The sequence below is a fragment of the Corynebacterium sp. 51B genome, from assembly GCF_008930785.1.
Classification (GTDB): domain Bacteria; phylum Actinomycetota; class Actinomycetes; order Mycobacteriales; family Mycobacteriaceae; genus Corynebacterium; species Corynebacterium megadyptis.
On sequence record NZ_PQMK01000005.1, the window covers coordinates 39,143 to 65,371 of the forward strand.

General features: G+C 59.3%; 13 protein-coding genes. 8 read left to right on the forward strand and 5 right to left on the reverse strand.

The window, feature by feature from the left end:
* Nucleotides 1-156: 156 nt before the first annotated feature.
* The 4 genes from nagA to GBB14_RS07030 form a co-directional block, all read right to left on the reverse strand.
* Nucleotides 157-1,314, reverse strand: a complete 1,158-nt coding sequence (nagA, locus tag GBB14_RS07015) for an N-acetylglucosamine-6-phosphate deacetylase (RefSeq protein WP_192796173.1) — start codon at nucleotides 1,312-1,314, stop codon at nucleotides 157-159.
* A gap of 631 nt (nucleotides 1,315-1,945) precedes the next feature.
* The gene (locus GBB14_RS07020; protein ID WP_151530378.1) at nucleotides 1,946-2,803 is read right to left on the reverse strand and encodes a class II fructose-bisphosphate aldolase; all 858 of its coding nucleotides are present in this window, start codon (nucleotides 2,801-2,803) and stop codon (nucleotides 1,946-1,948) included.
* A gap of 56 nt (nucleotides 2,804-2,859) precedes the next feature.
* The gene (locus tag GBB14_RS07025) at nucleotides 2,860-3,807 is read right to left on the reverse strand and encodes a 1-phosphofructokinase family hexose kinase (RefSeq protein WP_151530377.1); all 948 of its coding nucleotides are present in this window, start codon (nucleotides 3,805-3,807) and stop codon (nucleotides 2,860-2,862) included.
* 11 nt (nucleotides 3,808-3,818) lie between these two features.
* Nucleotides 3,819-4,718: an SIS domain-containing protein gene (locus GBB14_RS07030; protein WP_225976630.1), complete on the reverse strand. Its 900-nt coding sequence runs from the start codon at nucleotides 4,716-4,718 to the stop codon at nucleotides 3,819-3,821.
* Between the two features lie 441 nt (nucleotides 4,719-5,159).
* Here GBB14_RS07030 and GBB14_RS07035 point away from each other — a divergent pair, with 441 nt between their 5' ends.
* The 5 genes from GBB14_RS07035 (at nucleotide 5,160) to fbaA (ending at nucleotide 9,825) form a co-directional block, all read left to right on the forward strand.
* Nucleotides 5,160-5,588 carry a PTS sugar transporter subunit IIA gene (locus tag GBB14_RS07035; RefSeq protein ID WP_151530376.1) on the forward strand — a complete coding sequence of 143 codons (429 nt, stop codon included), beginning with the start codon at nucleotides 5,160-5,162 and terminating at the stop codon, nucleotides 5,586-5,588.
* 55 nt (nucleotides 5,589-5,643) lie between these two features.
* Nucleotides 5,644-5,928, forward strand: coding sequence for a PTS sugar transporter subunit IIB (locus tag GBB14_RS07040; protein WP_151530375.1), 285 nt, complete (start codon nucleotides 5,644-5,646; stop codon nucleotides 5,926-5,928).
* 33 nt (nucleotides 5,929-5,961) lie between these two features.
* Nucleotides 5,962-7,299 carry a PTS ascorbate transporter subunit IIC gene (locus GBB14_RS07045; protein ID WP_151530374.1) on the forward strand — a complete coding sequence of 446 codons (1,338 nt, stop codon included), beginning with the start codon at nucleotides 5,962-5,964 and terminating at the stop codon, nucleotides 7,297-7,299.
* Nucleotides 7,300-7,337: 38 nt separating this feature from the next.
* Entirely contained in the window at nucleotides 7,338-8,087 is a 750-nt protein-coding gene (locus GBB14_RS07050; RefSeq protein ID WP_151530373.1) for a sugar isomerase domain-containing protein, read from the forward strand.
* Nucleotides 8,088-8,790: 703 nt separating this feature from the next.
* Nucleotides 8,791-9,825: a class II fructose-bisphosphate aldolase gene (gene fbaA, locus GBB14_RS07055; RefSeq protein ID WP_151530480.1), complete on the forward strand. Its 1,035-nt coding sequence runs from the start codon at nucleotides 8,791-8,793 to the stop codon at nucleotides 9,823-9,825.
* Nucleotides 9,826-9,903: 78 nt separating this feature from the next.
* Here the strand turns inward: fbaA and GBB14_RS07060 are convergent, their stop codons facing one another.
* Nucleotides 9,904-10,698 carry a DeoR/GlpR family DNA-binding transcription regulator gene (locus GBB14_RS07060; RefSeq protein ID WP_151529614.1) on the reverse strand — a complete coding sequence of 265 codons (795 nt, stop codon included), beginning with the start codon at nucleotides 10,696-10,698 and terminating at the stop codon, nucleotides 9,904-9,906.
* A gap of 1,115 nt (nucleotides 10,699-11,813) precedes the next feature.
* On the opposite strand from GBB14_RS07060, the gene GBB14_RS07065 reads away from it, so the two are divergent.
* Genes GBB14_RS07065 through GBB14_RS07075 form a run of 3 tightly spaced genes read left to right on the forward strand, consistent with a single transcriptional unit; the run spans nucleotide 11,814 to nucleotide 25,741 of the window.
* Nucleotides 11,814-14,807, forward strand: a complete 2,994-nt coding sequence (locus tag GBB14_RS07065; RefSeq protein WP_151529615.1) for a DEAD/DEAH box helicase — start codon at nucleotides 11,814-11,816, stop codon at nucleotides 14,805-14,807.
* Nucleotides 14,808-14,821: 14 nt separating this feature from the next.
* Nucleotides 14,822-19,405, forward strand: coding sequence for a DNA methyltransferase (locus tag GBB14_RS07070; protein WP_151529616.1), 4,584 nt, complete (start codon nucleotides 14,822-14,824; stop codon nucleotides 19,403-19,405).
* Between the two features lie 6 nt (nucleotides 19,406-19,411).
* Entirely contained in the window at nucleotides 19,412-25,741 is a 6,330-nt protein-coding gene (locus tag GBB14_RS07075) for a DEAD/DEAH box helicase (RefSeq protein ID WP_151529617.1), read from the forward strand.
* Nucleotides 25,742-26,229 lie beyond the last annotated feature (488 nt).

Consider the following 26,229-nt stretch of genomic DNA (forward strand, 5'->3'; position numbering starts at 1 on the left):
GCCGCCAGGCGGGGCGCGAAGGAAGGAAAACGGCCCATCGGATCGACAGCTTTCCTTTTGTCAAACCTAGTACTAGTGCCGCTGTGCGCGAGGTGCAACGCCAGCACAACTGCGCTATCCCACAACGCATTAGGAAAACCGGAGCTTTGGAGACCGCTACGCCGTGGAGTGTTCAACGCCCCCTTCAAATACCCTCTGAGGCAGCAAACTCATTGGGTCGAGCAACACAATATCTGCGGGGAAGCCAGGACTAATCTGCCCAAAGCAGTCCCCCAAACCAATAGCCTGAGCAGCGTGGCTCGTAGCTGCAGCAACTGCTACGTCAAGGGGCACATCCACGTTATGCACCGCGTTGGCTACGGCGCGATCCATAGTCAATGTGGATCCCGCTAGGGATCCACCACTGGCCAGCCTCGCCACACCATCAGTGACCACTACCTCAAGCTCACCGAGCATATAGTGGCCGTCAGGATTGCATGTAGCGCTCATAGCATCAGTCACTAAAACGGTGCGATTCGGCGCTTCCAAGAACAAGGATTTCACCACATTTGGGTCCACGTGAATGCCATCATTGATGACCTCCAGCCACACACGTTCATCCCGGAGAGCAGCAATAACTGGACCAGGATTGCGGTGGTGTATGCCTTCCATGCCATTGAACGTGTGGGTCAAGATCGTCGCACCGGCATCAAAAGCAGCACGGGCTGTATCGAAGTCACACGCAGTGTGACCAACTGCCGCTCTCGCACCAGAGTCGACAATTTGCTGTACAGCATTAATCCCGTTCTCCCGCTCTGGGGCTAGCGTGACCTGTAATAGACGCCCATGAGCGGAGTCGATGACTTTCTGCACCTTGTCAGGGAGAGGATCAACAAGCCGATTTTCAGGATGGGCCCCCTTGTGGGCGGGCGATAGGAACGGGCCCTCGGCATGGAAACCGAGAACGTGACCGCTGCGATCCTCCACTAGCGGCATGAGAGCATCCATACGGGCACTAAGATCGTCCAACGATGCCGTGACGAAAGAAGCCACACAACGGGTGGTGCCATGCTTGCGGTGCTCCGCTACCGCAATATGTCCCGCATCTAGACCCTCGTCGTATGCTGCGCCACCGGCACCATGATGGTGGATATCAATATACCCAGGGACTACCGGCGCCCCTTCCGCATCGATAACGCTGTCCGCTCCCCAACCTGAAGGATCTAATCCAACGTTTGTGATGTGGCCATTCTCGAACCGCACTGCGCCGCCGCGAAGGTGCCCCCCAATAACGCCAGTATAGAGTTGAGCGTTAGTAATAATAGTTGAAGCCACGTATCTCATCTCTCTTTCAGAAGTAAAAACTATCGCTTCATAGATGTTCTAGTTGTGTGGTTACCAAGTGGACCAAATTGCGCCCCATGAGATGAGGCACCCCACCTCAGCTGTGCGTTTCATGCGGTAACCGCGGCACTCTTGCAGGTCGCTTACAACGTTGCTGTACAGAAGCTCGGCTACCGACGTCGAAATACAAGCGAGATCGCTTCTTTAGCGGCGCTAGAACCATCACGCCGAGGGATTTCCCCGTACGCGAGAAAAGGAAGAAGCGACAGGAGGCTCAGCCTGTAGGCCTGAAGGCATCCCGTCTCAGTCACTTAGTGAGGCACATCGTACAAGCCACAACTCAGATTTGACGTAGCTCCCAGCTCTCTTCAGCCAGCGAAGTGGCTATTTCACTCCACAACAACCAAGAACGGGAAGGAGCAGCGAAGCACGCCAACTGTGCCTGCCGTCAGCAGGAATTAGTTTTAGACAAAACTAGTTGACGCGCCACGCTACCCATTGCGTACTGATCTATTAGGCCTTCAAGAACAAGACTGTGCCGATAGCAAACATAGAGCTTCTTCCGTCAATCTCGTCATGAGCAGGAGGGACAAGTCTGACTCGTCCCGTAGACCAGCAACGGCTAGCTACGAGGAGAGTCCTGAACGCAATGGAATACCTTGAGCAGACGTTCAGCCTCTGCCGAAAGAGCATCTCGTCCAGCGGATACGTACTTGCGCGAGTCTGTGACTTCCGGCGAGGCATCCAGGTAGCTGCGAATAGCCCGCGTGAAGTGACCATTAAGGTGAGTTGAGACGTTGATCTTGGTCATACCATGGCGGATACCCTTCTGGATCTCTTCATCCGCCACCCCGGACGAGCCGTGCAGGACAAGAGGGACTCCCGCGGCATCTTTCAATTTAGCGATAAGGTCGTGATCAAGACGCGCGGTACGCTCCTGCATAGCGTGCTCACTGCCCACCGCAACGGCAAGCAGATCAACGCCTGTGTCTGACACAAACTGCTTGGCCTCGGCAGGATCAGTACGCACACCTGGTGTATGCGCGCCTTTCTTACCTCCGATTTCGCCAAGCTCAGCCTCTACATTTGCCCCTCGGGCATGCGCATATGACACGACATCTTGGGTCGATGCGATATTTTCCTCGATCGGAAGAGTGGAGCCGTCGTACATCACTGAGGTGAAGCCTAAATCTACAGCTCGCTTAGCAAGATCGACCGATTCACAGTGGTCAAGATGGACAGCAACTTGTGCCGTGGATCCCTTAGCAAGAGCAAGCATCGCCGATCCAAGGGGCGTGATATCTCCATTGTGATACTTGATGCAATTGTGAGAAAGCTGGAGGATGACTGGCAGGTCAGCGCGTTCAGCAGCACTGACAAGACCTTCAGCTGTTTCCAGATGAATCACATTGAAAGCGCCAATTCCTGTACCGCGCTGCGCAGCTTGCGATACCAAATCAAGAGTAGAAACTAGGGACATGAGAATAACTCCTCTGAGCGTTGGGTGTGAGAATGAATAGATATGCGGCAGTGCTGTTACAGTTCTGTGATAATTGGGACAATCTCCTTCCAGCGGTCGCCGATTGTCCCAGCAGCGGGATTGAGGACCGCCGCAGCCGAATAGCGCACTGCTCGCTCAAGCAGCTCTCGCACATCCAAAGAATCGAGTACGCCAGTGGCGAGTGCTGCCACTAATGCATCGCCAGCCCCCGTAGGGTTTCCCCGCAGCGGACGATCCGTGCGAGCACGGAAGCTGCCGCGCCCGCGATAGGCCAAACCTTCTGCGCCCATCGACACCACCACCGCACCTGCGCCCAGCTCTTGTAATTGCTGGGCGCTCGTAAATGGGTCGTCGGCCGCGGCACCACCGAGGGCCTCGATCAACTCGGCCAGGTTGGGTTTGAGAAGGTCCGCCCCAGCCTTAGCGGCGGTGAGAAGCTGGGGTCCACCACAATCCACCACCACAGTGCTATCGGCTTCATGGGCAATGCGGATCAGAGCAGGCAAAATGCTCTCTGGCGTTGAAGGCGGCCACGATCCAGAGATCGTAAGCACGCTGCCGCGGCGTGCTGAAAGCTCTTCTTTGACGGCGGCGCACAGCCCGTGCCACGTTTCCTCTGAATGCGAATCACCTGCCTCATTCACCATGGAAACATCGCCCACCTCTGTTTCGACCAGCGCGAAAGTGCTCCGTAGAGCAACAGATGTATCTGTCCAATGTTGCTGAACGCCTGCGGCGTCTAGGTGCTTTAACCAGCGCCGAGCAGCGGCATAATCGTGATCCCGGTCGGACAACGGGCCCAGCGCTACAGCGTCATACCCCTGCTCCGACGCAACCGTTGCGACATTGACTCCTTTACCCGCTAGTTGATACTTGCCCTGGCTGACGCGATGAGTACAACCGCTCTTCAAGCGGGGAAGGGTGAGAGTTACATCGAGGGCCGGATTCGGGGTTAAGGCAACCACCGCGGGAGAGGTATACATGACGAGCTGTCCTACTTGAGAATGACGGAGCGAGTGAGGTTGCGCGGATGGTCGGCATCGAGCCCACGAGCACGGGACGTTGCTAGCGCGATTTGGTGAATACGGACCAAATCCGCCATAGGGTCATTGCCGGTGTGGATGTACGTTGCCCCGGTCGCAGCAACCTGGTCCGCTAGGCCTTCGGGACGTTCACCGAACTGCCACGTGATGCGACCTGGACCAGCGATGGCAATAGGTCCGTGACGGTATTCCATCGAGTTGTAGGATTCAGTCCACGCTTGGCAGGATTCCCGCATTTTCAAACCAGCCTCGGTGGCCACACCCAAAGCCCAGTCCGCTCCAAGGAATGTGTATTGCTCGGCATCTACGAACTCATCTTCCAAGTCGGTCGCGAGATAGTTCTCCGCCTGATCGGCGGCCTTGTTCACAACGCTGCTTCCCTGAATGCTGGCCCGCAGGAAAGCGAGCACAGTGGTGGCGAAGCGGGTTTGAACAACCGACTGCTCATCAGCAAAGGACAAGTTGACAATGTGGTCAGCTAGCTCCGCAACGGGAGTATCTTGAGCGCCGAGCAAGGCGATCGTTCGCATAGGGTTCTCTGCAGCTTTATTGTGCTTCAGGAACTCAATGACCTCGCTGGTAGTGCCCGAACGGGTAATAACGATAGCCACGTCATAGGGACGATTCGTGCGCACCTCCGTAGCCGTGTACGCGTCGGTAATTCCCTTACCAGCACTTTCGCGAAGGGCAGCATAGGCCTGGGCCATGAACCAGCTGGTGCCACAGCCAATAACGACCGCGCGTTCTCCATTGCTCGGCAGGAATGAGTTCTCCAACTCCAAGGCTCGACGCCAACACTGTGGTTGGCTAACCAGCTCCTCTTCCATGTGGAAACCGGGAACAGTACTCACTGCATGATCCTTCCTTAGGGGTTCACGCCGCACCGCAGCCTCTACGCGAGGCGGGCCGCGTGTCGAATAAACACACCTTCATGATTGCACATGATTGTTTAGCTGTCTAGAAAATCATCTAGAATCACTCAGATGCACTCATGTCCCGCTTAGCGCTAGGGCGCACCCCCGCCCTGCAGCTGCATCATGCGCCGAACCGCAGCCGCCCGAGAAGCAAATACCCCCTTGTAGGCGCCCTATTTTCCCAATTACCAGCGGATTCACACCAGCAGTGCCCCCACTCAAGAGAAATGATCGAAAAGCATACCCGAGATGATTGAAAATGCTTGACCATGATCGTTTTGGGGGCTAAGCTGAGCGGAGAGAGAGTTGCTATGCTCACTCCAATAATTTCAGTGTTATCCAAGCAACAGTGCATACAGCGCTGGGAAAGGGGCCTCAATGGGATTCGTTCCTGACGTAGTGGCAGCACGAAAGACTGTCGCCGACTGGGAGGAAGCCATCCGAGAGGTCGGCAAACTCTACGAGGATAGCGGCATAGCTACAGCAGAATATGCCCAAGCCATGATCGATGGCGTCAAGAAGTTCGGGCCATACATGGTTTTGACGCCTGGGGTAGCCATGCCCCACGCGAAGAACGCCCGTGGCGTTCTCAAAAAAGGCACTGCGGTTGTCACCTTGGCTGAGCCGGTCAATTTCGGCAGCCCAGCTAACGATCCAGTGGACGTGCTCATCTCCTTCGCTGCCGGCGACAAGAAAGGGCACATGGCAATGATCCAGTCCTTGGCAGCTGTCCTAGGGGATCAAGACTTACTCGCTGCAGCACGTGCAGCGAAAACCGACGAAGAATTAGCTCGAGTATTCGAGTAGGGAAACACACACGTAACCCTCACACACACTCACTACATCCATAAGGAGATCCACAATGATCAACATCGCAACCGTCTGCGGCATGGGCCTCGGCACTTCTATGATGCTCGCCGGACAAGTTCGGACAATGCTCCAAGAGGCCAACGTCGATGCCAAGGTGCAAGCCATCGATCTAGGGTCTTTCAAGTCCCAACCTTCTGACATCGTCGTCACGACGACGGGTATGCGCAGCAATGTTGAAGGCACGAAAGCAATCGTCGTCCTCATCGACAACCTCATCGACAAGAACGAAGTCAAGACCAAGGTCATGGCTGCAGTCGAGGAATTCCAGAACAAGTAAGCGGCTTCCCGCTCTCGAAAATGAGGAGTACTCATGAGCACCTTTGTTGATTTCATGGTGCAGCTGTTCCAGATTCCAGCGATTATCGTCGGATCAATCGCCTTGATCGGCCTCTTGGTCCAAAGGAAGCCTGCTGGCGAGGTCGTCACCGGAACTGTGAAGACAGCATTGTCTTTGCTGATCATTGGTGGCGGAGCGACCATCCTGGTCAACGGTCTGTCGCCCATCCAATCAATGTTCGAGATGGCGTTCCCAGCCGGGAATGTCCAGACCTTCGTCACCTTCGACGAAGCGGTGGTGTCAGCTGTTCAAACTGGGCCAATAACGGCGTTGGGCTCCGAAATCGGCCTGACCATGCTGTTTGGCTATATGTTCCACCTGCTACTCGCCCGAATCACCCCGTGGCACTATGTGTATCTCACCGGACACATGATTTGGGTTCACGCGGGCGCCTTCACCATAGCCATTTACCAGTTCGGCTGGAGCCCGTGGCTAACAGTACTAATCTCGTCCATCTTGGTCGGCTTCTACTACACCTTGGCTCCGGCCCTGGCCCAACCTTTCGTCCGCCGTGTTACTGGTGGAAATGACGTTGGCTTCGCGCATGGACAGACTCTGCTCAACGTACTTGCTGGTTACATCGGTATGGTCATCGGCAACAAGGAAAAGTCCACAGAAGAAACGAAACTACCTGAAAAACTATCGTTCTTCCGTGACGTCGCAGTGTCTACGACCATTGTGATGACGATCGTATCTTTCGTCTCCGCAAGCCTGGCCGTCGCAACCGCAGGTGTATCTGCTTTCGAGGCGCCGGCTGACAATGGCGGTATCTCCGATGGCCAAAACTGGATCGTCTTCTCTCTCGTGATGGCCCTGACCTTCACGGCTGGCATGTTGGTCCTGCTCTACGGCGTTCGCATGCTGATCGGCGAGATTGTGCCCGCTTTCGAAGGTATTTCCAAGAAGGTCATCCCTGACGCTATTCCGGCGCTCGACGCCCCCGTTCTCTTCGCTTTCGCTCCTAACGCCCTACTCGTCGGCCTAATTTCGGGCCTCATCGGCCAGATTGCCGGTATGGCTCTCTGTGGAGCAATGGGGTGGCCCGTGCCTATCCCGTCAATGATCGTGGCGTTCTTCGCTTCCGGTACCGCGGCTATCTTTGCCAACTCGACCGGTGGCCGAGTTGCCGCATGGCTAGGTGGCTTCCTGTGGGGCTTCCTTGGATGGATCCTCATCTCGTTCGCCTACCAGGCACAGGTCTTTGGAGACCTCGCTGGTCTCGGCGCGGAAGGCCTTGGCTTCACCGTGCCAGACGCAATCGTGCCCGCAATCATCATCCACTTTATCGGCATGCTCTTCGGCGCCGCTTAAGCACGGAACATTGTTTCTAGAAAGGAAACTACATCGTTATGTCTCAGCTGACGAACAACTATTTCGACCAGATAATCAGCCTGCTTGAGAAAGTTCGGTCGACCCAACTCGAGAGCATTGATGAAGCAGCACATGTCATTGCTGACAAGGTAGCCTCCGGTGGACGCATATTTGCCTTTGGCGCTTCTCACTCCAGCCTCCCAGTACAGGATATTGTTTATCGCGCCGGCGGCCTGATGCTCATCAATCCCCTATATGGTCCCGGAATCGAAGCTCTCACCACGCGGCCGACCACGCTGGGATCGCAAATGGAGCAGATGCCCGGCTACGGTGAGGTCCTCCTAAACAATTCGCCTCTGCGCGAAGGTGACGTCCTCATTGTGGTCTCTGTATCTGGCCGTAACGCAGTTCCTGTCGAAATTGCGCGCGAGGCTCGAGCTCGTGGCATTTACGTTGTAGGTTTAACTTCTTCCAAATACACCGATGCAGTTACCTCTCGTGTGCCTGACGGTACGAAGTTGAAGGATCACGCCGATATCTTGCTGGACAACCAGGTGGATGCAGGTGACGCTGTCCTCTCGCTCGAAGGTGTGCCACAAAAGTTTACGCCCGCATCCGGCGTGACTTCGACGGCTATCCTTCACTCGCTCTCCGCTGCCATTATTGAGCATCTCATCGAGCGCGGTATCGAAGCACCGGTGTTTCTAGCTGCTAACCTCGACGGCGGCGCCGAATGGAACGCGAAGCACATGGAAGAAAATCGCGACCGCATCTTCTACCTCAATTAACAGCTAGGCCTGCGGGGTTCCACAGCCAAACTGACACTCCCCAGAAGACAAAGTGATCCTTGGACTCAACCCAGGAGCTCAATAGCTGGGGGGAACTCCGAAACGGCCATCTGTCAGTGACTAAACTGGGCATGCTTTGCCCAGAAGATACTAGGGGTCAACGGCTTCAGGCTGTTGACCCCTTTGGTGTCCTGCAAACTTGAGTGGCACCTTGATCAATTAGAAGATGATGGCGAGGACCGCGGTCCCGCCCGTCGATACATTTTCAGATCAAGCACACTATCGAAAATGCTATACGAACTAAAAAGAATCTCCGACCTCAAGCGCGTAAGACACACCAGAGCGTTGCAGATTATTTTGCGATTCAACCACGCGACAACCACCGACGGTTTGTTTCCTCGGCCAAAATCGAATGAGACGCTCCGTTTGACTGTTGGATCTGCGCGAAACCATGCAGGTAGCAGACACTTTGGGCCCGTAGCAACTACCATCCGCTAACCGGCTATATAAATAAAGCCAATGGCGTGACAAATTTCACTAGTTTTTTACTCCCGTGAGGATATACCCCTAGCCAGCGGTTTTTGAAACTCATCTTCAATCCGGTGGTGAATTTTAGTGTTGGCACCACGGAAATTATGCCAGAATTTGGCATAATAAAAGAGAATAAGTTCTAACCCCGTTCCAGTCTTATAAGGAGAGTTTTATGCCAATTGCAACCCCCGAGGTCTACAACGAGATGCTGAACAAGGCCAAGGAGGGCGGCTTCGCCTATCCGGCTATCAACTGCACCTCTTCCGAGACCATCAACGCCGCGCTCAAGGGCTTCGCTGACGCTGAGTCTGATGGCATCATTCAGTTCTCCACTGGCGGCGCTGAGTTCGGTTCCGGTCTCAATGTGAAGAACAAGGTTGCTGGCGCGTGCGCACTGGCCGCTTTCGCGCACGAGGCAGCCAAGCACTACGGCATCAACGTTGCCCTGCACACCGATCACTGCCAGAAGGAAGTTCTGGACGAGTACGTGCGTCCGCTGATCGCGATCTCTCAGGAGCGCGTGGATCGCGGTGAGTTGCCGTTGTTCCAGTCCCACATGTGGGATGGTTCCGCTGTGCCGATCGACGAGAACCTTGAGATCGCCCAGGAACTGCTGGAAAAGGCCCGTAACGCCAATATCGTTCTCGAGGTAGAGATCGGTGTCGTCGGCGGCGAGGAGGACGGCGTGGAGGCCAAGGCTGGCGCTAACCTCTACACCTCTGAGGAAGACTTCGCTAAGACCATTGATGCTCTCGGTACCGGTGAGAACGGCCGCTACCTGCTGGCCGCTACCTTCGGTAACGTTCACGGCGTGTACAAGCCGGGCAACGTCAAGCTGCGCCCCGAGGTTTTGGACATGGGCCAGAAGGTGGCAGAAAAGAAGCTCGGCCTGGATGCCGGTTCTAACCCCTTCGATTTCGTCTTCCACGGCGGTTCCGGCTCTGAGAAGGAAAAGATCGAAGAGTCCCTGCGCTACGGCGTGATCAAGATGAATGTGGACACCGACACCCAGTACGCGTTTACTAACCCGGTCGCCCGCCACATGTTCGCTAACTACGATGGCGTGTTCAAGATCGACGGCGAGGTCGGAAACAAGAAGGTCTACGATCCCCGCTCCTACATGAAGAAGGCTGAGACCGGCATGGCCGAGCGCATCGTGGAGGCCTGCCAGGACCTCCACTCCGCCGGCACCTCCGTGTCCAAGTAACACCCCCCTTCACACCCTCCCCACAGCACACCACGCAACGGGGAGGGTTAAGCTTTGCTCCAAGCAAGATTACGGACGTCAGCCGGCAACCACCACGTCATAGCCACGTTCCTGCAAAGAGCAAATAACTTTGCTGTCGATGTCCGAATCGGTTACCACAGTTCGGATCGCCTCTGGGCCCCCTACCGAAGAGAATGAACGTTTTCCGAACTTGGAGGAGTCCGCAACCACGACTGGTTTCACCGCCCGCGAAGCCATAGCACGGTTAGTGAAAGCTTCAAATTCGTCAGTAGTACCCGGTCCACTGGAATCAAAACCATTCACACCGATAAAGGCCAAATCCATATTGATCTGCTCTAATACCTGAGTACTAAAAGGGCCTGTTAGCTCGCAGGAGTGCGAATTCATCACTCCCCCAACCACGACAATCCGCAGCTCTGGCCTTCCACTGAGACGGTAGGCAACGCTCACAGCATTTGTCACTACTGTCAAAACCGGAAGCGTCACCGGAGACTTTTCGGCATGCTTGGCCGCCCATCGAGCGATCTCTAAGGCCACCTCACTAACTGTGGTTCCGCCAGATAATCCAATAACTTGCCCAGGCTCTATAAAACGCATGCACTCCAAGGCTATTTGCCGCTTTTGCGCTGAATATGGAGACGTTGAAAGAAGCGAAAAGGTTGGCAAGCCACTATCGATAGCCGTTGCCCCGCCATGTGTCCGTAAAGCTTGACCCTTCTCTGCGAGAAGATCTAGATCACGGCGCGCGGTTGCCGCAGAGATTCCAAGCGTGTTTATTATTTGATCTACCGTCACTGTGCCATTACTATTAAGCATTTCCACGATAGATTGAAGCCGTTCCGTTCGAATCACTGGCCGAAGTCCTTCCGAGCTATTTTGCCCTCCGTTAGCCTCTGCCGATTAGGGCCATCCCTCTATCTTAGTATGCTTCCCTTCATAGTCCTAGGTTGGATTCGGTTACCCGCCTACAGACGCTTGATCATCCGACAGACTGAAACCTCTTTTCGGACGAGTTCATCGCATCACGATCTGTGCTTCCACGCGCCGGCGCACACCGAGGGGCTACCGACTCTGCTTCGCAACAAGTCTGATGTTGATGCCTTAAGCAGGCCATGAGCAGGTCTGGAGGCCGCTCCCCCTTCGCGGCACTACGTCGAAATCTTGTGTGTGAAAGCGAAGGACTCTCATACACCCTGTGTGCATACGCTGCACCATGCCCTTCGATAGGTAAACATATACAGCGCTGGATCGGACGGAACTTGTACCGGACAATAGTGAATCCAGGAACGGATCGGCGTAGTTGACTCAACTATATAGAGACACCGAAAAAGGATCAGTCCAGGAGGATTGTTCGGCGTGCCATCACATTTTTAACAGACGTCCACAATCAAAGCCCCGCTAAGCCACTTAGTTCCGCATCGCTTGTGTCGAGCTTTATGTTCGAATGTGAAAAATATCCACCCTTGCCCGCTCGGCGCCATTGATTCATGAATCGTATCTAGAGGCCATGCACCTACGACGAAACTTTAACGCTCGAATCTACATTCCACATTCTCCGCTTAAGCCTTATTCGGTTGTCGATTATTTAACTTCAGTGTGGTTTTCGTCGTCCTCAATAAGGAACCTCTATCTGATTTTGCCAGAAAGGAGACTTATCATAAATTCCGAGATAAGAATCGAAGACACTCCTCACTCTCCTACTCACTGATCTAGCAACGTGAGCTGTATCGTTGTGGATTTCTCTCGCACCGTAGATTGCGTTTTGATCCATGCCGGCACCATCTCTGTTCGCGCAGCCCCCCCATAGTTGAGAGTCTTGCGGTGGAGATCGCGCACCTCCCAGGTAGCGATTCCGCTCGGCGCCTCGGCGCGCGCCTCGACGAGTACATCCCCCGCGACCACCCACCCCAACACGGCGTAGTCATATCGGCCCACCGTGAGCGCTGACTAATTAAACTTAAAAAACTATGACTCAGCCCTCCGCAGCGGCCTCATCTGCTACCGCCAGCCCCCGCGACCCCAGCTACTTCGATCAGCTCGCGCCCGGCGTCACCGTGGAGGTGCGCAATGAGTCGTGGCTGGTCACCCACGTGACCCGCTCCACCGATGGCTTCCGCATCAAGGTTCGCGGCCTCAGCGACTATGTGCGCGATACCACCGCTACTTTCTTCACCGCCCTGGACGATGTCCGCATCTTCGACCCCGCCGCGGTCACTCCCGTACCGGATCATTCCCCGCGCTATCGCCACTCGAAGCTGTGGCTGGAGTCCACGATGCGCCAAACCCCGGTGCCGCTGCGGCAGCAGGAGCTCGACGTGGCCACCCGTATGCTCGCGGACCCGCTCGATTATCAGCTCGCCGCCGTACGCATGGCGCTCGACCCCCGGCGGGTACAGCCCCGGCTGTTGCTTGCCGACGCCGTCGGCCTGGGCAAGACCCTCGAAATCGGCATGATTGCCGCCGAGTTGATCCGGCGTGGCCGCGGAGAGCGCATTCTGGTGGTCACCCCGAAGCATGTGCTGGAGCAGTTCCAGCAGGAGCTGTGGACGCGCTTTTCCATTCCGCTGGTGCGTCTCGATTCGATCGGTATTCAAAAGGTGCGCCAGAAGCTGCCGGCCAGCAAGAATCCCTTCACGTACTTCCCGCGCGTGATCGTGTCCATGGATACCTTGAAGTCGCCTAAGTATCTCGCCCAGCTGGAAAAGGTGAACTGGGACATCGTGATTGTGGATGAGATCCACAACGCCACCAATGCCGGCACGCATAATAACCGCTTGGTGCGCACGCTCGCGCCGCGCACGGACGCACTGATTCTCGCCTCGGCCACCCCGCACAATGGCGACCCAGACTCGTTTAAGGAGATCCTGCGCCTGCTCGATCCTCTGGCCGTGAGCCCGAGCGGGGTGATTGATGAGGTCGCCGCCAAGGATCTCATTATCCGGCGCCATCGCAACTCCAAGGAGGTCGCCTCGGTGGTGGGCGATAAGTGGGCGATTCGCGCGGAGCCCACCAATATCCTCATTGAGGCCTCGGCGGAGGAAAATGCCGTGGCCCGCGAGCTCAGCGAGACGTGGGTGAGTACGAAACTGGCCGGCGATCTTTTCCCGTGGACCTTGGTCAAAGCCTATCTCTCCTCCCCCGCCGCCCTGCTGGAGACCATCGATAACCGCCTGCGTACTCTGGCTGCGGATTCCGCCTCCACCAGCAGCGGCGCCCAAGTGCAGGCCCTGCACCGGCTGCGGGAGTTAGCCGAGCGCATCACCCCCGATAATTCCAATAAGTACTTCCAGCTCGTGGACTATCTGCGCAATGAGGTGGGCATTAAGAAGCGCTCCTCGCACCGAGTGGTGATCTTCTCTGAGCGTGTCGCCACCTTGCACTTCCTCGAGACCAACCTGAGCAAGGACCTCAAGCTGGGCAAGGGCGCGGTGAAGGTCATGCACGGCGGCATGTCCGATGTGGAGCAGATGGAGCTGATCGACGAGTTCAAGCGCGCCGATTCCAAGCTCCGGGTGCTCATTACCGGCGATGTGGCCAGCGAGGGCGTGAACCTGCACAGCCAATGTCACCACTTGGTGCACTATGACATTCCGTGGTCGCTCATCCGTATCCAGCAGCGCAATGGCCGTATTGATCGCTATGGCCAGACCAACCCGCCGCAGATCGCGACGCTGCTTCTGGATCCCGAGGAGGGCATCGGCGAGACCCACGTATTAGAAAAGCTCGTCGAGCGTGAGCACGCCGCCCACCAATTCCTCGGTGATGCCTCCTTGCTCATGGGCAAGCATTCCATCCGCAGCGAGGAAGATAGCGTCCGCGATATTCTTCGGGGCCGCCGTGATCTCGAATCCACTATCCGCACCGCGGAAGAGGTGGTGCGTGACGCCCGCGACCGCGCCGCCCGCCACGCCGAAGAGGGCCTCGGCGCCGACGCGGACGCTCCAGCGGCGGATGCTCCCTCGGCCGAGAGCAGTGCAGACGAGCGGGCCGTGGATGATCTCTGGGCCATGCTCAACAGCGGCACCCTGATCCTCGACGAGGAACCGGAGCAGCCACTTACCTCCTCGGCGGCCCATAGCCTGTTCTCCAGCGAGCAGGACTATCTCGTGCAGGCCCTCGCGGAGGCGTTTCATGATGTGGCCTCGGAGTCCCCGGCGCGCGGCGGGGTGTCGATGGAGCTGCACGATAATGACACGATGGAGCTGACTCCCCCACCGGATCTGCAGCGCCGTTTCGATCTGCTGCCCCAGGACTATGTGGACTATCGCCAGGTCAAGAAGCGCCTCATGCTGGCTACCTCCACCGCCCGCGGCGAGTCGCAGCTGCAGGCGGCCCGCGATAACGATTCCAAGACCTGGCCGAAGGCACACTATCTGGGCCCTCTGCACCCGGTATCGGATTGGGCCGCCGATCGCGCTCTGTCCTCGATGGCAAAGTCCGAGATTCCCGCGTTCACCGGCGCCGTGGAGGAGCTCACGGTGCTGCTCATGGCCACGCTCACCAGCTCCCGCGGCCAGGTGGTCACCCGTTCCTTCCTGCTGGCCACCCCGGGCCAGTTCGGCTTGGATGTGCCCGAGGGTATTCCTGCGGCCACGGTGGATACCGTCACCGATCCCATCGCCATGCTGCGCGAGATCGGTTTGAATGAGCAGGCGATTTCCACGGGCTCGCTCAGCGTTCCGCCGGAGACGAACCGGCTGATCCGCGCGGCACTTGCCGCCGCGGAGACGCATGTGGACGCCATCCAGAGCGCCGGCATCGCCGAGGCCGAAAGCCGCGCCGCGGCATGGTCGGAGCGCGCCACCGAATGGGAAAGCGCCATCGGCCACAGCTCCGGCCGGGCGCCCCGCTCTCGTGCCGTGGTGGACAAGCAGCGTGAGATGCTCGTGGCCACCCGCCCGCAGCGTTCCCTTATCCGTCCCCTCGCGGTCATCATTCCCGCCACCACCCCCAGCGCATAACAAGGATCTCCCCCATGGCTTCTTTCGATTCCATCGCCAACGTTGACGAGTGGATCAGCGACTACTACCTGACCAACGATGAGAACACCAAGGGTGCGTCCTTTGGCAAGCGCGCTGAGGACGCAGTGAAGGTGTGGAAGGCCGACGATAAGGATTCCGCGTCCTCCACCTCCCCGTGGGGTCGGCTCACCGCCCAGCGCAATGAGCTGCAGACGGCGCTATCCACCATTGACCCCGCCACTCCTTCCTCGGTGGAGGCCGCCGCCGCGGCCATCGAATCCGCCTGTGGCTATCCGCATCCGGCAGCGCAGGAGGTGCAGAGCAGCGCCGGTACTCTTTCCTTCACCGGATCGCTGCAGCACAAGGCCGCTACCCTTCGTGTTTCTCCTATCACCAATATTGAAGAGCTGGTGGAGGCCACCCCGCTAAGCTCGCCGAGCCTAGATGGCGCCGAGCTGGAGTGGTCAGCCACCAAGCTAGTGACGGAGCTATTCCTCAGCGAGGAACAACCGGCCTTCATCGTGCTAGTCGCCGGCTCTTGGGTGATTCTCGCCGAACGCGATTCCTGGCCTCTCGGTCGGTATTTCGGCGTGGATGTGGCCCTTGCCGCCGAGCGCAATAACACGAAGAATCGCGGCGAGCTACAGCAGGTGTGCGCCGCCCTGGCGTGGGAGAACATCACCTGCGCTCCCGATGGCAGCACCTGGTGGCTTGAGACGCTCGCCGAATCCCGCGACCATGCCGTGAAGGTGAGCGAAAGCCTCCGCCAGGCCATTAAGGAATCCATCGAAATCATCGGCAATGATGTGCTGGATCGCCACCGCGAGCAGCGCCTGCCGATTGATCTTGACGGCAATGAGCTGGCCAAACAATCGCTGCGCTATCTCTATCGCATCCTCTTCCTACTCTTCGCCGAGGCCTCCCCGGAGCTGCAGATCCTGCCCACCGGGGTGCCCGAATATGACGAGGGCTATGGTCTGTCGAACTTGCGCGACCAAATCCTCATCGAACCTCCCAGCGAGCGGGCCGCCCGCGGCACCTACCTCTACGACAGCCTCGATCTCCTCTTCTCCTTGGTGGATCAGGGCCATGATCCCTTGGACCCCACCGCCGAGCTTTTCGACGCCAACGCCGGCGCCGATGGGCTCCGCTTCCGGAATCTCGCCGCGGATCTCTTCAAGCCGGATGCCACCGCGTATATCTCGCGCGTCAAACTTTCCAATGCCGCCCTCCACACGGTGCTGCAAAACTTGCTGCTCACCCCCGAAACCTCGGGCCGTGAGCGCGGCTTCGTCTCCTATGCCACCCTCGGTGTCACCCAGCTCGGCCAGGTGTACGAGGGCCTGATGTCCTATACCGGCTTCATCGCCACCCAAGAGCTGCTGGAGGTCGCACCCCACGGCGATCCCTCCAAGGGATCATGGGTTGTGCCCGAGTCGCTGGCCGCCACTCTGCCCACGGACAGCTTCGTCCAAGAGCGGATTGACGACGCCATCTCCGGCACCCGCACCCGCAATCGTCGCCATAAAGCCGGCTCCTTTGTGTATCGCCAATCCTCCCGGGATCGAGAGCGCTCGGCCTCCTTCTATTCCCCACCGGTGATCACCGAGTTCACCGTGGGACAGGCCATCGAGGAGCTGCGCAGCTCGGGGCGTATCAGCTGCGCCGATGATGTACTGAACCTGAGTATCTGCGAGCCGGCGATGGGCTCCGGCGCCTTCGCCGTGGAGGCCGTGAACCAGCTGGCAGAGCTCTATACCACGCTGAAACAAGAAGAGCTCGATGAGCAGATTCCGGCAGAGTCCCTCACCGAGGAACTACAAAAAGTAAAGGCCTCCATCGCCCTGCACCAGGTGTATGGCGTAGACCTCAACCGCACCGCCGTGGAGCTCGCCGAGATCTCGCTGTGGCTAAACACCATGACCGCCGATTTGAAGGCCCCGTGGTTCGGCCTGCACCTGCGCCACGGCAACTCGCTTATCGGGGCAACGCGTTCCACGCTGAGCACAGACGCTCTCACCACCAAGCAGTATCTTTCGGAGCGCCCGCGGCACCACAGCGTACAGACGGTCTCGGAAGCCATTATCACGCAGAGGCCCGATCCGAAGGTCTCCTCGCGGGTGCATCACTTCCTCGTTCCCGCCCTTGGCTGGGGCGCGGCCAGCGAATCCAAGGACCTCAAAGCCATGGCGCCCGAGCAGATCGCAGCCATGAAGACGTGGCGAAAGTCGGTGCAGAAGGGCTTTAGCAAGACACACGCCCGCGAGCTCGCGGAGCTGTCTGAGCGGGTCGAGGTGCTATGGCGCTTTGCTCTGGTGCGCCTGCGCATCGCAGAACAGCAGGCCCGGCGCACCATTAACCTATGGGGCCAGCCGGAGCAGCATAGCGCCGGCGCGGTCACCCGCGCACAGATTGAGCAGGAGCTCTTCGCTAATCTCAACGGCTCCTATCAGCGCCTGCGGCTGATCATGAACGCCTGGAACGCCCTGTGGTTCTGGCCGCTGAATGAAACGGAGCTGCTCCCCAGCCGTGAGGAGTGGCTGCGCATGCTTCACCACGCCTTGGGCCGGGCCAATGACGCCCTGAAATCTGGGAAGAAGCAGGCCGAGGGCTTCGGCTTCGCCATGGACTGGGAGGACTTGGACTTTATCGAGGATCTCGAGTTCAAGGCCTCCGGCGCCCTGAAGTACGAGGAGCTGCTGGAGGCTCACCCGTGGCTGGCCATTGTGGAGCGCGTCAGTGCCGAGCAGAGTTTCTTCCACTGGGATCTGGACTTCGCCGCCGTGATGGCCGAGGGCGGCTTCGACTTCCAAGTGGGTAACCCGCCGTGGGTGCGGCCCGACGTGGACGTGGACGGGCTCCTCGCTGAGCACGACCCGTGGTTCAAACTTGCCACCAAACCAACCCAAAAGGAGAAGCAGGCCCGCCGCGAATCCCTGGTGGACAATGGCGCTGTTCTTGCAACGATGTCGCGCGGTATATCCGATTCAGTAGTCGTTGCCGCTGTGCTTGGCGATATCACCCGCTACCCCCATCTCAAAGATCAGCGACCTGATCTCTACCGGGGCTTCATAGAGCGCACCTGGGCCAATGCCAGCAACACTGGTGTGATCTCTTTGATCCACCCCGAATCACACTTCACAGAGAAGAAGGCTGCACCCCTACGCATAGGTGCATATCGTCGTCTGCGCCGCCACTGGCAGTTCATCAACGAGCTCAAGCTCTTCGATGTGGATAATCACGTCACGTACGGCGTTCATGTTTATTCCATTGCCGTAGACGACCCCAGATTCCTTTCTGCGAACTCTCTCTACCACCCCACGAGCGTGAGCGATTCTTTTAAGCACGATGGAAGCGGCATACTCCCCGGTTTCAGGGACGAGAACGATAACTGGGATCTGCGGCCCCACCGTGATCGAATTGCCACCGTGGATAAGAACACCCTCGAGCTGTGGAAGTCCGTTCTCGAGGATCCCGACACGCCGCTGCTGGAAACGCGCATGGTCTATACCGTGAACACCGCTGCTGCCGCCGTTCTGGAAAAGCTCGCTGCCGCAGATCGTATTGGTTCGCTGGGGCTACAGTTCTCCAGTGGTTGGAATGAAACCACAGACAAGAAGAAGGGGTACTTCGACACCTCGTGGCAGCATCCAGATTCCTGGGCCGAGGCGATTCTGCAAGGCCCACATCTGGGCGTATCCACGCCCATGATCAAGCAGCCCAATCCCACGATGAAGAGTAACAAGGACTGGTCCGAGATCGACCTCGAGGCCGTAGCCGAAGACTTTATTCCTGCGACATCATATGCATTCGATGATTCCTTGGATCAAGCTGCGATAAATGGCTTGTTTGGCACGTGGACCGTAGACGGGAAAAAGGAGTATGCGTCATCATTTTTCCGCGTCGGATGGCGAAACATGGCTGCGACTACCGGTTTTCGAACGCTCTACCCTTCCCTACTGCCCGCAGAGTCCACGCACTTGTACACCATTACTTCTGCTGGGCCGATGGGAGATGTGAGAACGCTTGCCGCAGCGTTCACGGCCAGCTCGTTCCTTGTAGATTTCTATCTGCGATCAACCGGGACGGGGCATATTATGGCGACTGTTTTCGAAGTGCTCCCCCTCGGCACCGAGAACGCACTGTGGCCCATTGCGGCCCGCCGCTATCTGGAGTTGAACTGCCTTACCCGCGCGTATGCGCCCTTGTGGGAGCAGATCACGGGTGAGGAGTGGACGCCGGAGACGCCGCTGCGGAATGCGAAGAAGCGCTGGCATGCGCAGAATGAGATTGATGCCATTGTGGCCCTGTCCTTGGGTATCAGCGCTGATGAGCTGTGCATGATTTATCGCACCCAATTCCCTGTGATGCGTCGCTACGATCGGGAGGATCTTTATGATGCGCATGGCCGTAAGGTGCCGAAGGAGATTGTGAAGCTTCAGGAGAAGCTGAAGCTCGGCGCGGAGCTGTCCGCGGCGGAGCGCACCTGGACGCACCCGCAGTCTGAGGTGTCCTACACCTTCGACTACCCCTTTGCCCCGCTGGATCGTGAAGCCGATCTGCGGGCCGCCTATGAGGCTTTTTCCAAGGAGCTATAACCCACCATGTCCAGTATCATCCCCACGCATGCCTCGAACCACATTATTGGTGGCTTGAGTGAGTACCTGACCACCAGCTTCTCCCTGGCGGAGCAGGCAACGGCGGCGGGGCTGAAGGAGTTTCTCACCAACTCCGAGGAGGGCATGTTCCATGGGCCCTATGTGCGCACCCGTTTGCCCTATGCCCCGGCGGCGGACTGGTCGAACCTTCTGGGCTGGCTGCCGGAGCATTTTCTTCCCTATCGGCACCAGGCGGAGGCGTTCCGCAGGTTGGCGTCGTCACGCGATGGCGAGGAGCGGCGCCCAGAGCCCACGCTGGTAGTCACGGGAACGGGCTCGGGTAAGACGGAGTCTTTTCTCTATCCGATTCTGGATCACTGCCTGCGCACCACGGGGCGGCGGGGAATTAAGGCGCTCATCCTTTATCCGATGAATGCGCTGGCTAATGACCAAGCGGCGCGTCTGGCGGAGCTGATCACCACCGATCCGCGGTTGGGTGGGATTCGTGCCGGTATCTATACCGGTGAAACGGCTGACTCGCACCGTCGGACCGTGAGCGAGGCGGGGCTGATCACCGATCGGGAGACGATGCGGCTGGCGCCGCCGGAGATCCTGCTGACCAACTACAAGATGCTGGATCAGCTCCTGCTGCGCGATGAAGACCAGCAGCTATGGAAGGAATCGGCCACAAGCCTGCAGTATGTGGTGCTCGATGAGTTCCACACCTACGACGGCGCCCAAGGCACCGATGTGGCGCTGCTGCTGCGGCGCATGGGGTTGAAGATCAAGGCCCTCCAGCCCGAGGGCGATTTAAGCGAGGAAGACAAGACCCGCCCGCTGGGGCGGATCACGCCGGTGGCTACCTCCGCAACACTGGGCGATAAGAATTCCGAGCCCACAGAGATGCTGGAGTTCGCGCACACTATCTTCGGTGAACAGCTGCCACCGAGCTCCGTGGTTCGCGAAACCGTGCTCACCATCGAACAGTGGCAGCGCAGCATTGCCGAGTTCACCGGGATCGAGGCCGAGCCCACGCCCGCGCCGACGGCCGCGGCGATGCAGGAGATGAATCGCGCGATCGAACAGGCCACCGAGGCTGAGGAGCATGTGGAGCACGATCGCATCGTGCGCCGGGTGCTCGGCGAAGAGCTACTCGGCGTGGGCGCGGAGACGTCTGTGGAGCACACGATTGCGGCAGCCTCGCGCAATGAGTGGGTTCTTCAGCTGCTGCAGGCAACGAGCCGGCCGGTGGCGATAACGGAATCCTTCGAAAAGGACGAGACTCCGCTGGATGCCCAGCTCTTCCATACCGAAACGCTGCGCCAACTCGACGCAGACGCGGCCACCTTTATTGCCCACACCCTCACCTTGATCGCGCACCTGCGCGCCGAGTTCGGGGCGCTGCATGGCTGGCACGGCAAGAAATTCCCTGGGGTAGAGACCCACCTATGGGTGCGGGAGGTATCGCGCATCGACCGCGCCGTAGAGCTCAACGCCGCTGGGGCAGCAATGTTTCGCTGGTCCGATAACGGCACCACCGAGGGCAACTGGTTGCCGGCCTGCTACTGCCGCAACTGCGGGCGCTCGGGGTGGATGGTCAGCGTCCAGCCCGGCGATGAGCGCATCGAAACCAACCCTAAAACCATCCGCGGCCACAGCGTGCGCAAACGCACCATGATGCGGCCGCTCATCGACGCCTCCAGTGAGCTGCGCTTGGGACACGATCGCCTGGCCGAGGACCACTCCATGCTGGCCTGGCTGGATCTGCCCAATGCGCAGCTGAGCGTGAGCGAGCCCGAAGAGGAACACTTGGACTTCGGCGGCGTGGTGCGGGTTCTCACCTATGGCGGCGAGGACGTAGACGAGCTTGCCCGCCAGAACGTCTGCCCCTCCTGCGGGGAGCGCGACTCCATCCGCTTCCTCGGCTCCTCCGTGGCCACGCTGCTTTCCGTGGCCGTGTCCAATCTCTTCGGCATGGACGATGTGGACGCCGCAGAGAAGAAATCACTGGTGTTCACCGACTCCGTGCAGGATGCCGCGCACCGCGCCGGGTTCATGCAATCCCGCGCCCGCACCTTCGCCTTCCGTGGCCGCACCAATGCGGCCATCGACGAAGCGACCACCCTAGACACTTTGCCTAAGCAGCTCATTGCCTCCGCCGATGCAGATGAGGTCCCGGCGCGCTCTCGCTTTGAGCTCCTGCCGCCCTGGGTGGCGGAGAATAAACGCTTTGCGCCCTTCTGGGATCCCAGCTATTCCTCGCGGCAGCGCGGCGAGGCCACCAAGCGCCTGACCAAGGTGCTGGAGCTGGATGTGGCTCTCGAATTCGGTGATCGCGCCGATCTCCCCCGCTCTTTGGTCTCCACCGGAACCGTCTCCGTGGGCGTGGACGTAGACGATGCGGTGCTGGAGCCCATCGCTAAAGAGGCTCTGCGTAGCGCCTTCGGCGAGACGCAAATGGCGGCGTTTATCTCCCATGACCCCGCCACCGGCGATGCACTCGATGGTGCCGGCAGCGAGCTGGCTTGGGCCCGCGGCCTGCTGGAATACACCCGCCTCAGCGGCGGTATCTACACCGAGCTACTGCGCGCCTTCATCAAAGACGATGGCAATGAGTACATGCTCTACCGCCGCGAAGCCGCCGCCCAAGGCGTGCCCCGCTTCCCCCAAGGCGGCGCCCCGCACTTTCCCCGTGCGGGCGGAAAACTCGCTGGCGCAAAATCGAAGAACTCGGTGCTGCCGCTCTCGGAAGAGCGCGGCTGGTGTGCCCGCTGGAGCGCCACCCACTTAAGCATCGACACCCGCCACGCCGCTTGGGCCGTCACCGCGCTCTTTCGCCTCTTGGCCGCAGAGGGCATCCTCGGCAGCCTGGAGTCCAACACCGGTGCCACCATGTACTATCTCGAGCCCTCGCGCATTCGCGTGGTGCACGAACCCGATCCAGGCATCCTCGAATGCTCGGTGTGCCACCGCCGTTTCGGCGTGGACGCCCACGGCCGCGAACTCTTGGCCCACACCCCCTGCCACTCGCTCGGCTGTGAGGGCCGATTCGAGGTGGTGGCTAATCCGCACAACTACTACCGCAGCCTGTATAGCTCCCGGGACTCCCGCACGGTCATCAGCCGCGAGCACACGAGCTTGCTCGCGACCGCGGATCGCTTAGAGATCGAGGAACAGTTCAAGGCGGCCGTCGATAAGCAACAACCGGATGCGCCGAATGTGCTGGTGGCTACCCCTACCCTCGAGATGGGTATCGATATCGGGGATCTCTCCACGGTGATGCTGGCCTCCCTGCCGGATTCTGTGGCCTCCTATGTGCAGCGTGTGGGCCGTGCTGGGCGTTTGAGCGGCAACTCGCTGGTGATCGCTGTGACCCGCGGGCGCGGGAAAGCGCTGGCTAGGCTGGAACGGCCGCTGAGCACCATCAATGGTGTGGTGCAGCCGCCGGCGGCCTTTTTGTCTGCGCGAGAGATTCTGCACCGGCAGTTCTTGGCCTATGTGATCGACACCATGGACTTTGCCGAGGTGAACGTATCGGCGACGCGCGCGAAGTCCGTCTTCGGCTATGGCCTGCAGGACTTCGAGGGCACGGTGGTGGCCGCGCTCATCGATCGCATCGAGGCGGGGATCGACGCTGAGCTCGATGCCTTCCTGGACAGCCTGGGCGAGTTTGCGCCCCAAGCCGTGAAGGAGGAGCTGCGGGAGTGGGCCAGCACCCAGGCGGTGGCCGTGCTGCGCGATTGCCGCAGCACCTGGCAATCCCACCGCGCAATGCTCCTCGAGCGCAAAAAGGCGGTGCATGCCACGCTCGATGAACTCAACCGCGTCGCCGAGAGCAATAGCGCCGATGAGGAAACCGAGTTGCAGCTGCGCCAAACCCGGGCGGCGGCGAATTTCATCAACAGCCAGCTGACCTCCGAGTTCGAGGAGGAATATTGGATCGCCGTGATGGAGCGCGCGGGGCTTTTGCCGAACTTCACTCTCTTGGATGAGACCGTGGAGTTTCACCTCTCGATCTCGCGCACCGACGCCGATACCGGGGAGATCGAAACGCATGCCCGCGACTATTCGCGCGGTATCTCCTCCGCGCTCTTCGAGCTCGCTCCGGACGCCACCTTCTATGCCCAGGGCATTGCCGCCACGGTGGACTCGGTGGAGCTCGGGCCGGATAACGCCGCTGTGCAACAGTGGCGGCTCTGCCCCAGCTGCTCCTACTCGCGGGTAGAAGCCCCCGACTCTGATACGCTTCCCTGCCCACACTGCGGCGACGCTCGCTTTGCCGACGCCGCGCAGGTGATCAACGTGGTGGAAATGACGCGCGTCTACGCCAGCGTGGACTATTCGCGCTCCGCGATTACCGACGCCAAAGACGATCGCGCCTCGGTGCGCTTCGAACGCGCCCTGTCCATGGTTGTGCCCGAGGGCGGCTATGGCGAGGGATGGTTCTTGCGTGAAACCGGTTTCGGTATCCGCTACCTGCCCTCGGTGAACATGCGCTGGCTGAATCTGGGCCGCGCCCAAGGCGGAATGCGCCAATCCCTGTGCGGCGCCGAAGTAGAAACTCCCATGTTTCGCGTGTGCCGCGAGTGCGGCCACAAGGATTCCGAGGCGGGGTCGAATCACTGGCGCGACCACAAGCCCTGGTGCTCCCTGCGCAATGCCGCCGACGAGGACACCATCGCCTTCGCCCTGGGACGCACCCTCACCACCCAAGGCGTGCTCATGCACCTGCCGCCCAGCATTGCCGCCGCCGATGAGAACGCCACCCCGAGCCTCATCGCCACGATCCGCATGGGCTTCAAACTGGCCCTCGGCGGCAACCCCGACCACCTCGATGTGGCGCCGGTCCACGCCAGCACCCACGGCAAGGTGAGTCCCATGCTGCTGCTGCACGACACGATCCCGGGCGGTACCGGCTATCTCTCGCAATTCACCTCCTCGGCCGATATTCGCCGCTTGTTGCTAAAAGCCTATGAAAAGCTGGAGCACTGCCCCTGCCAGAACGATCAGCGCCAAGCTTGCCCCGAGTGCCTGCTGCCCTTTAGCGCCGGCAGTGATGTGGATAAGACCTCGCGGGAATCAGCGCTGGCGGCGATCACCAAAATCCTGGTGGACGATCTCCACCCAGATAACAGCGTCGATCCGCTGAGCGAGAAGAACCTCTGGGAGGGCCACATCACCGAGGAGGCCCCGGAGCCGGATAGCCGCTCAGCACTCGAGGTGATGTTCCTCGAGCAGCTGCGCGCCGATCTCAAGGCGAAGGGCGCGCGCGTGCAGGAGCAAACAGTGGGCAACTGTGCCCGCTGGACCATCAGCTTCCCGAACTCGCCCCACCAGTGGACCATGCACGAGCAGAAGGATCTGGTAGAAACCAAACCCGACTTCTACTTTGAAACCGATAACGCCACCGTGAGCACCGTGGCCGCCTATCTCGACGGCTATCAGTATCACGCCAGCCAGCTGCACAACCGAGTGGCTGGGGACATCGCCAAGCGATCACAGCTGGCCCGCCGCGGCATGTACCCGTGGTCCATTACCTACAAGGATCTCGAGGCCCGGCGCGCCACGGCCACCACCGGCGCCACCGAGACGCCCCGCTGGTATGTGGGGCAGCTGCGTGGGGTGCTCAATGAGAAGCTGCGGCTCCAGGATTCCTTCCACGAGCTGCTGCTGCGCGATCCCATGACGCAGCTGCTGGAAATTCTGCATCACCCCACCCATCGCTGGGATAAGCTCGGCGAGGCCGCGGCCTTCCACATCTCCTGGGCCGCCCAAGAACAGGGCCCCCAGCTGCTGGGGCCGGCGGTGGATCTGCGCCGCGTGGACAAGGGCGTGCGCATCAGCTTCATTCCAGACCAAGAGGGCTCGGACAAAGACAGCTGGAACCGCTTCTTGCACATCTCGAACTTGGGCTTCCTCAGCAATAACAGCGTGCTTATTGATGTGCGCGATAACAGCGAGTTCTCGGCGGTGGAGGCGGCAGTGCCCGCAGCAGCCGCTGCGACGAGCCCGGCTGCGGCGGATACCTCGGCTGCGTCTCACACTTCCGAGATCAGCGACGCGTGGGCCGAGGTGCTCGAGGAGTGGGAGGACGATGAGGAGGCGGTGGCCGCGCTGCGTGTTCTCGCACGCGCCGGGGTGGCCGCACCCGAGAATATCGGCGATGAGATCCACGGCGTCTCCACCATTGCGGTGTGGGAGCTCGAAGACACAGAGCAGAAGCTGGCGCTGCTCTTCGACGACAATGAGCTCGCCGCGCCGTGGCTGAGTATCACCATCGCTGAGCTCAGCGATGCGGAGAACCTGCCGGAGGTAGTCCAGCGCCTGCGCGATTAGGCGCACGCGCCGAAGGTGGGCGTCGATAAGCGTGCGCAGGGTGTGGCCACCCCATAGCTATCCCCTTTCCTATCCACTAGGGATGAGGGAGGGGATGGGGTGGTCGGCAACGAGGGGCTTAGCCCTTGGCGGCTCCAGCAGAGAGGCCGGACTGCCAGAAGCGCTGCAGGCCGAGGAAGAGAATGATCATCGGCAGCAGGACGTTATCCCACGCCGCCACGAACACACGGTCTGCAGCCCCGCAAGCATGAGCAAGCCGCCCACACAATCACCCCAGAACTCACCATCGGCGCTCCCACTTACGTCATCCGGGCACTATCCTCATCAACGATCTCGGCGATCTGCTGCTCCAAGTTCGAGTCGCCGCTGAAGGGAATGCCGCGCCCTTAAGAACGACATGTATGGCGATCTGTTTCTTCCCCTCTGGAATAACGATCACTAGGAAAACCCCGCCACACAGAGCTCCTTTGTTGTTTTAACGTCTCATC

Coding starts and splice junctions, on each gene's coding strand:
- GBB14_RS07035 (WP_151530376.1), top strand. CDS start 5,160: ATGGGATTCGTTCCTGACGTAGTGGCAGCACGAAAGACTGTCGCCGAC.
- GBB14_RS07040 (WP_151530375.1), top strand. CDS start 5,644: ATGATCAACATCGCAACCGTCTGCGGCATGGGCCTCGGCACTTCTATG.
- GBB14_RS07050 (WP_151530373.1), top strand. CDS start 7,338: ATGTCTCAGCTGACGAACAACTATTTCGACCAGATAATCAGCCTGCTT.
- GBB14_RS07020 (WP_151530378.1), bottom strand. CDS start 2,803: ATGTCCCTAGTTTCTACTCTTGATTTGGTATCGCAAGCTGCGCAGCGC.
- fbaA (WP_151530480.1), top strand. CDS start 8,791: ATGCCAATTGCAACCCCCGAGGTCTACAACGAGATGCTGAACAAGGCC.
- GBB14_RS07065 (WP_151529615.1), top strand. CDS start 11,814: ATGACTCAGCCCTCCGCAGCGGCCTCATCTGCTACCGCCAGCCCCCGC.
- GBB14_RS07075 (WP_151529617.1), top strand. CDS start 19,412: ATGTCCAGTATCATCCCCACGCATGCCTCGAACCACATTATTGGTGGC.
- GBB14_RS07025 (WP_151530377.1), bottom strand. CDS start 3,807: ATGTATACCTCTCCCGCGGTGGTTGCCTTAACCCCGAATCCGGCCCTC.
- GBB14_RS07045 (WP_151530374.1), top strand. CDS start 5,962: ATGAGCACCTTTGTTGATTTCATGGTGCAGCTGTTCCAGATTCCAGCG.
- GBB14_RS07070 (WP_151529616.1), top strand. CDS start 14,822: ATGGCTTCTTTCGATTCCATCGCCAACGTTGACGAGTGGATCAGCGAC.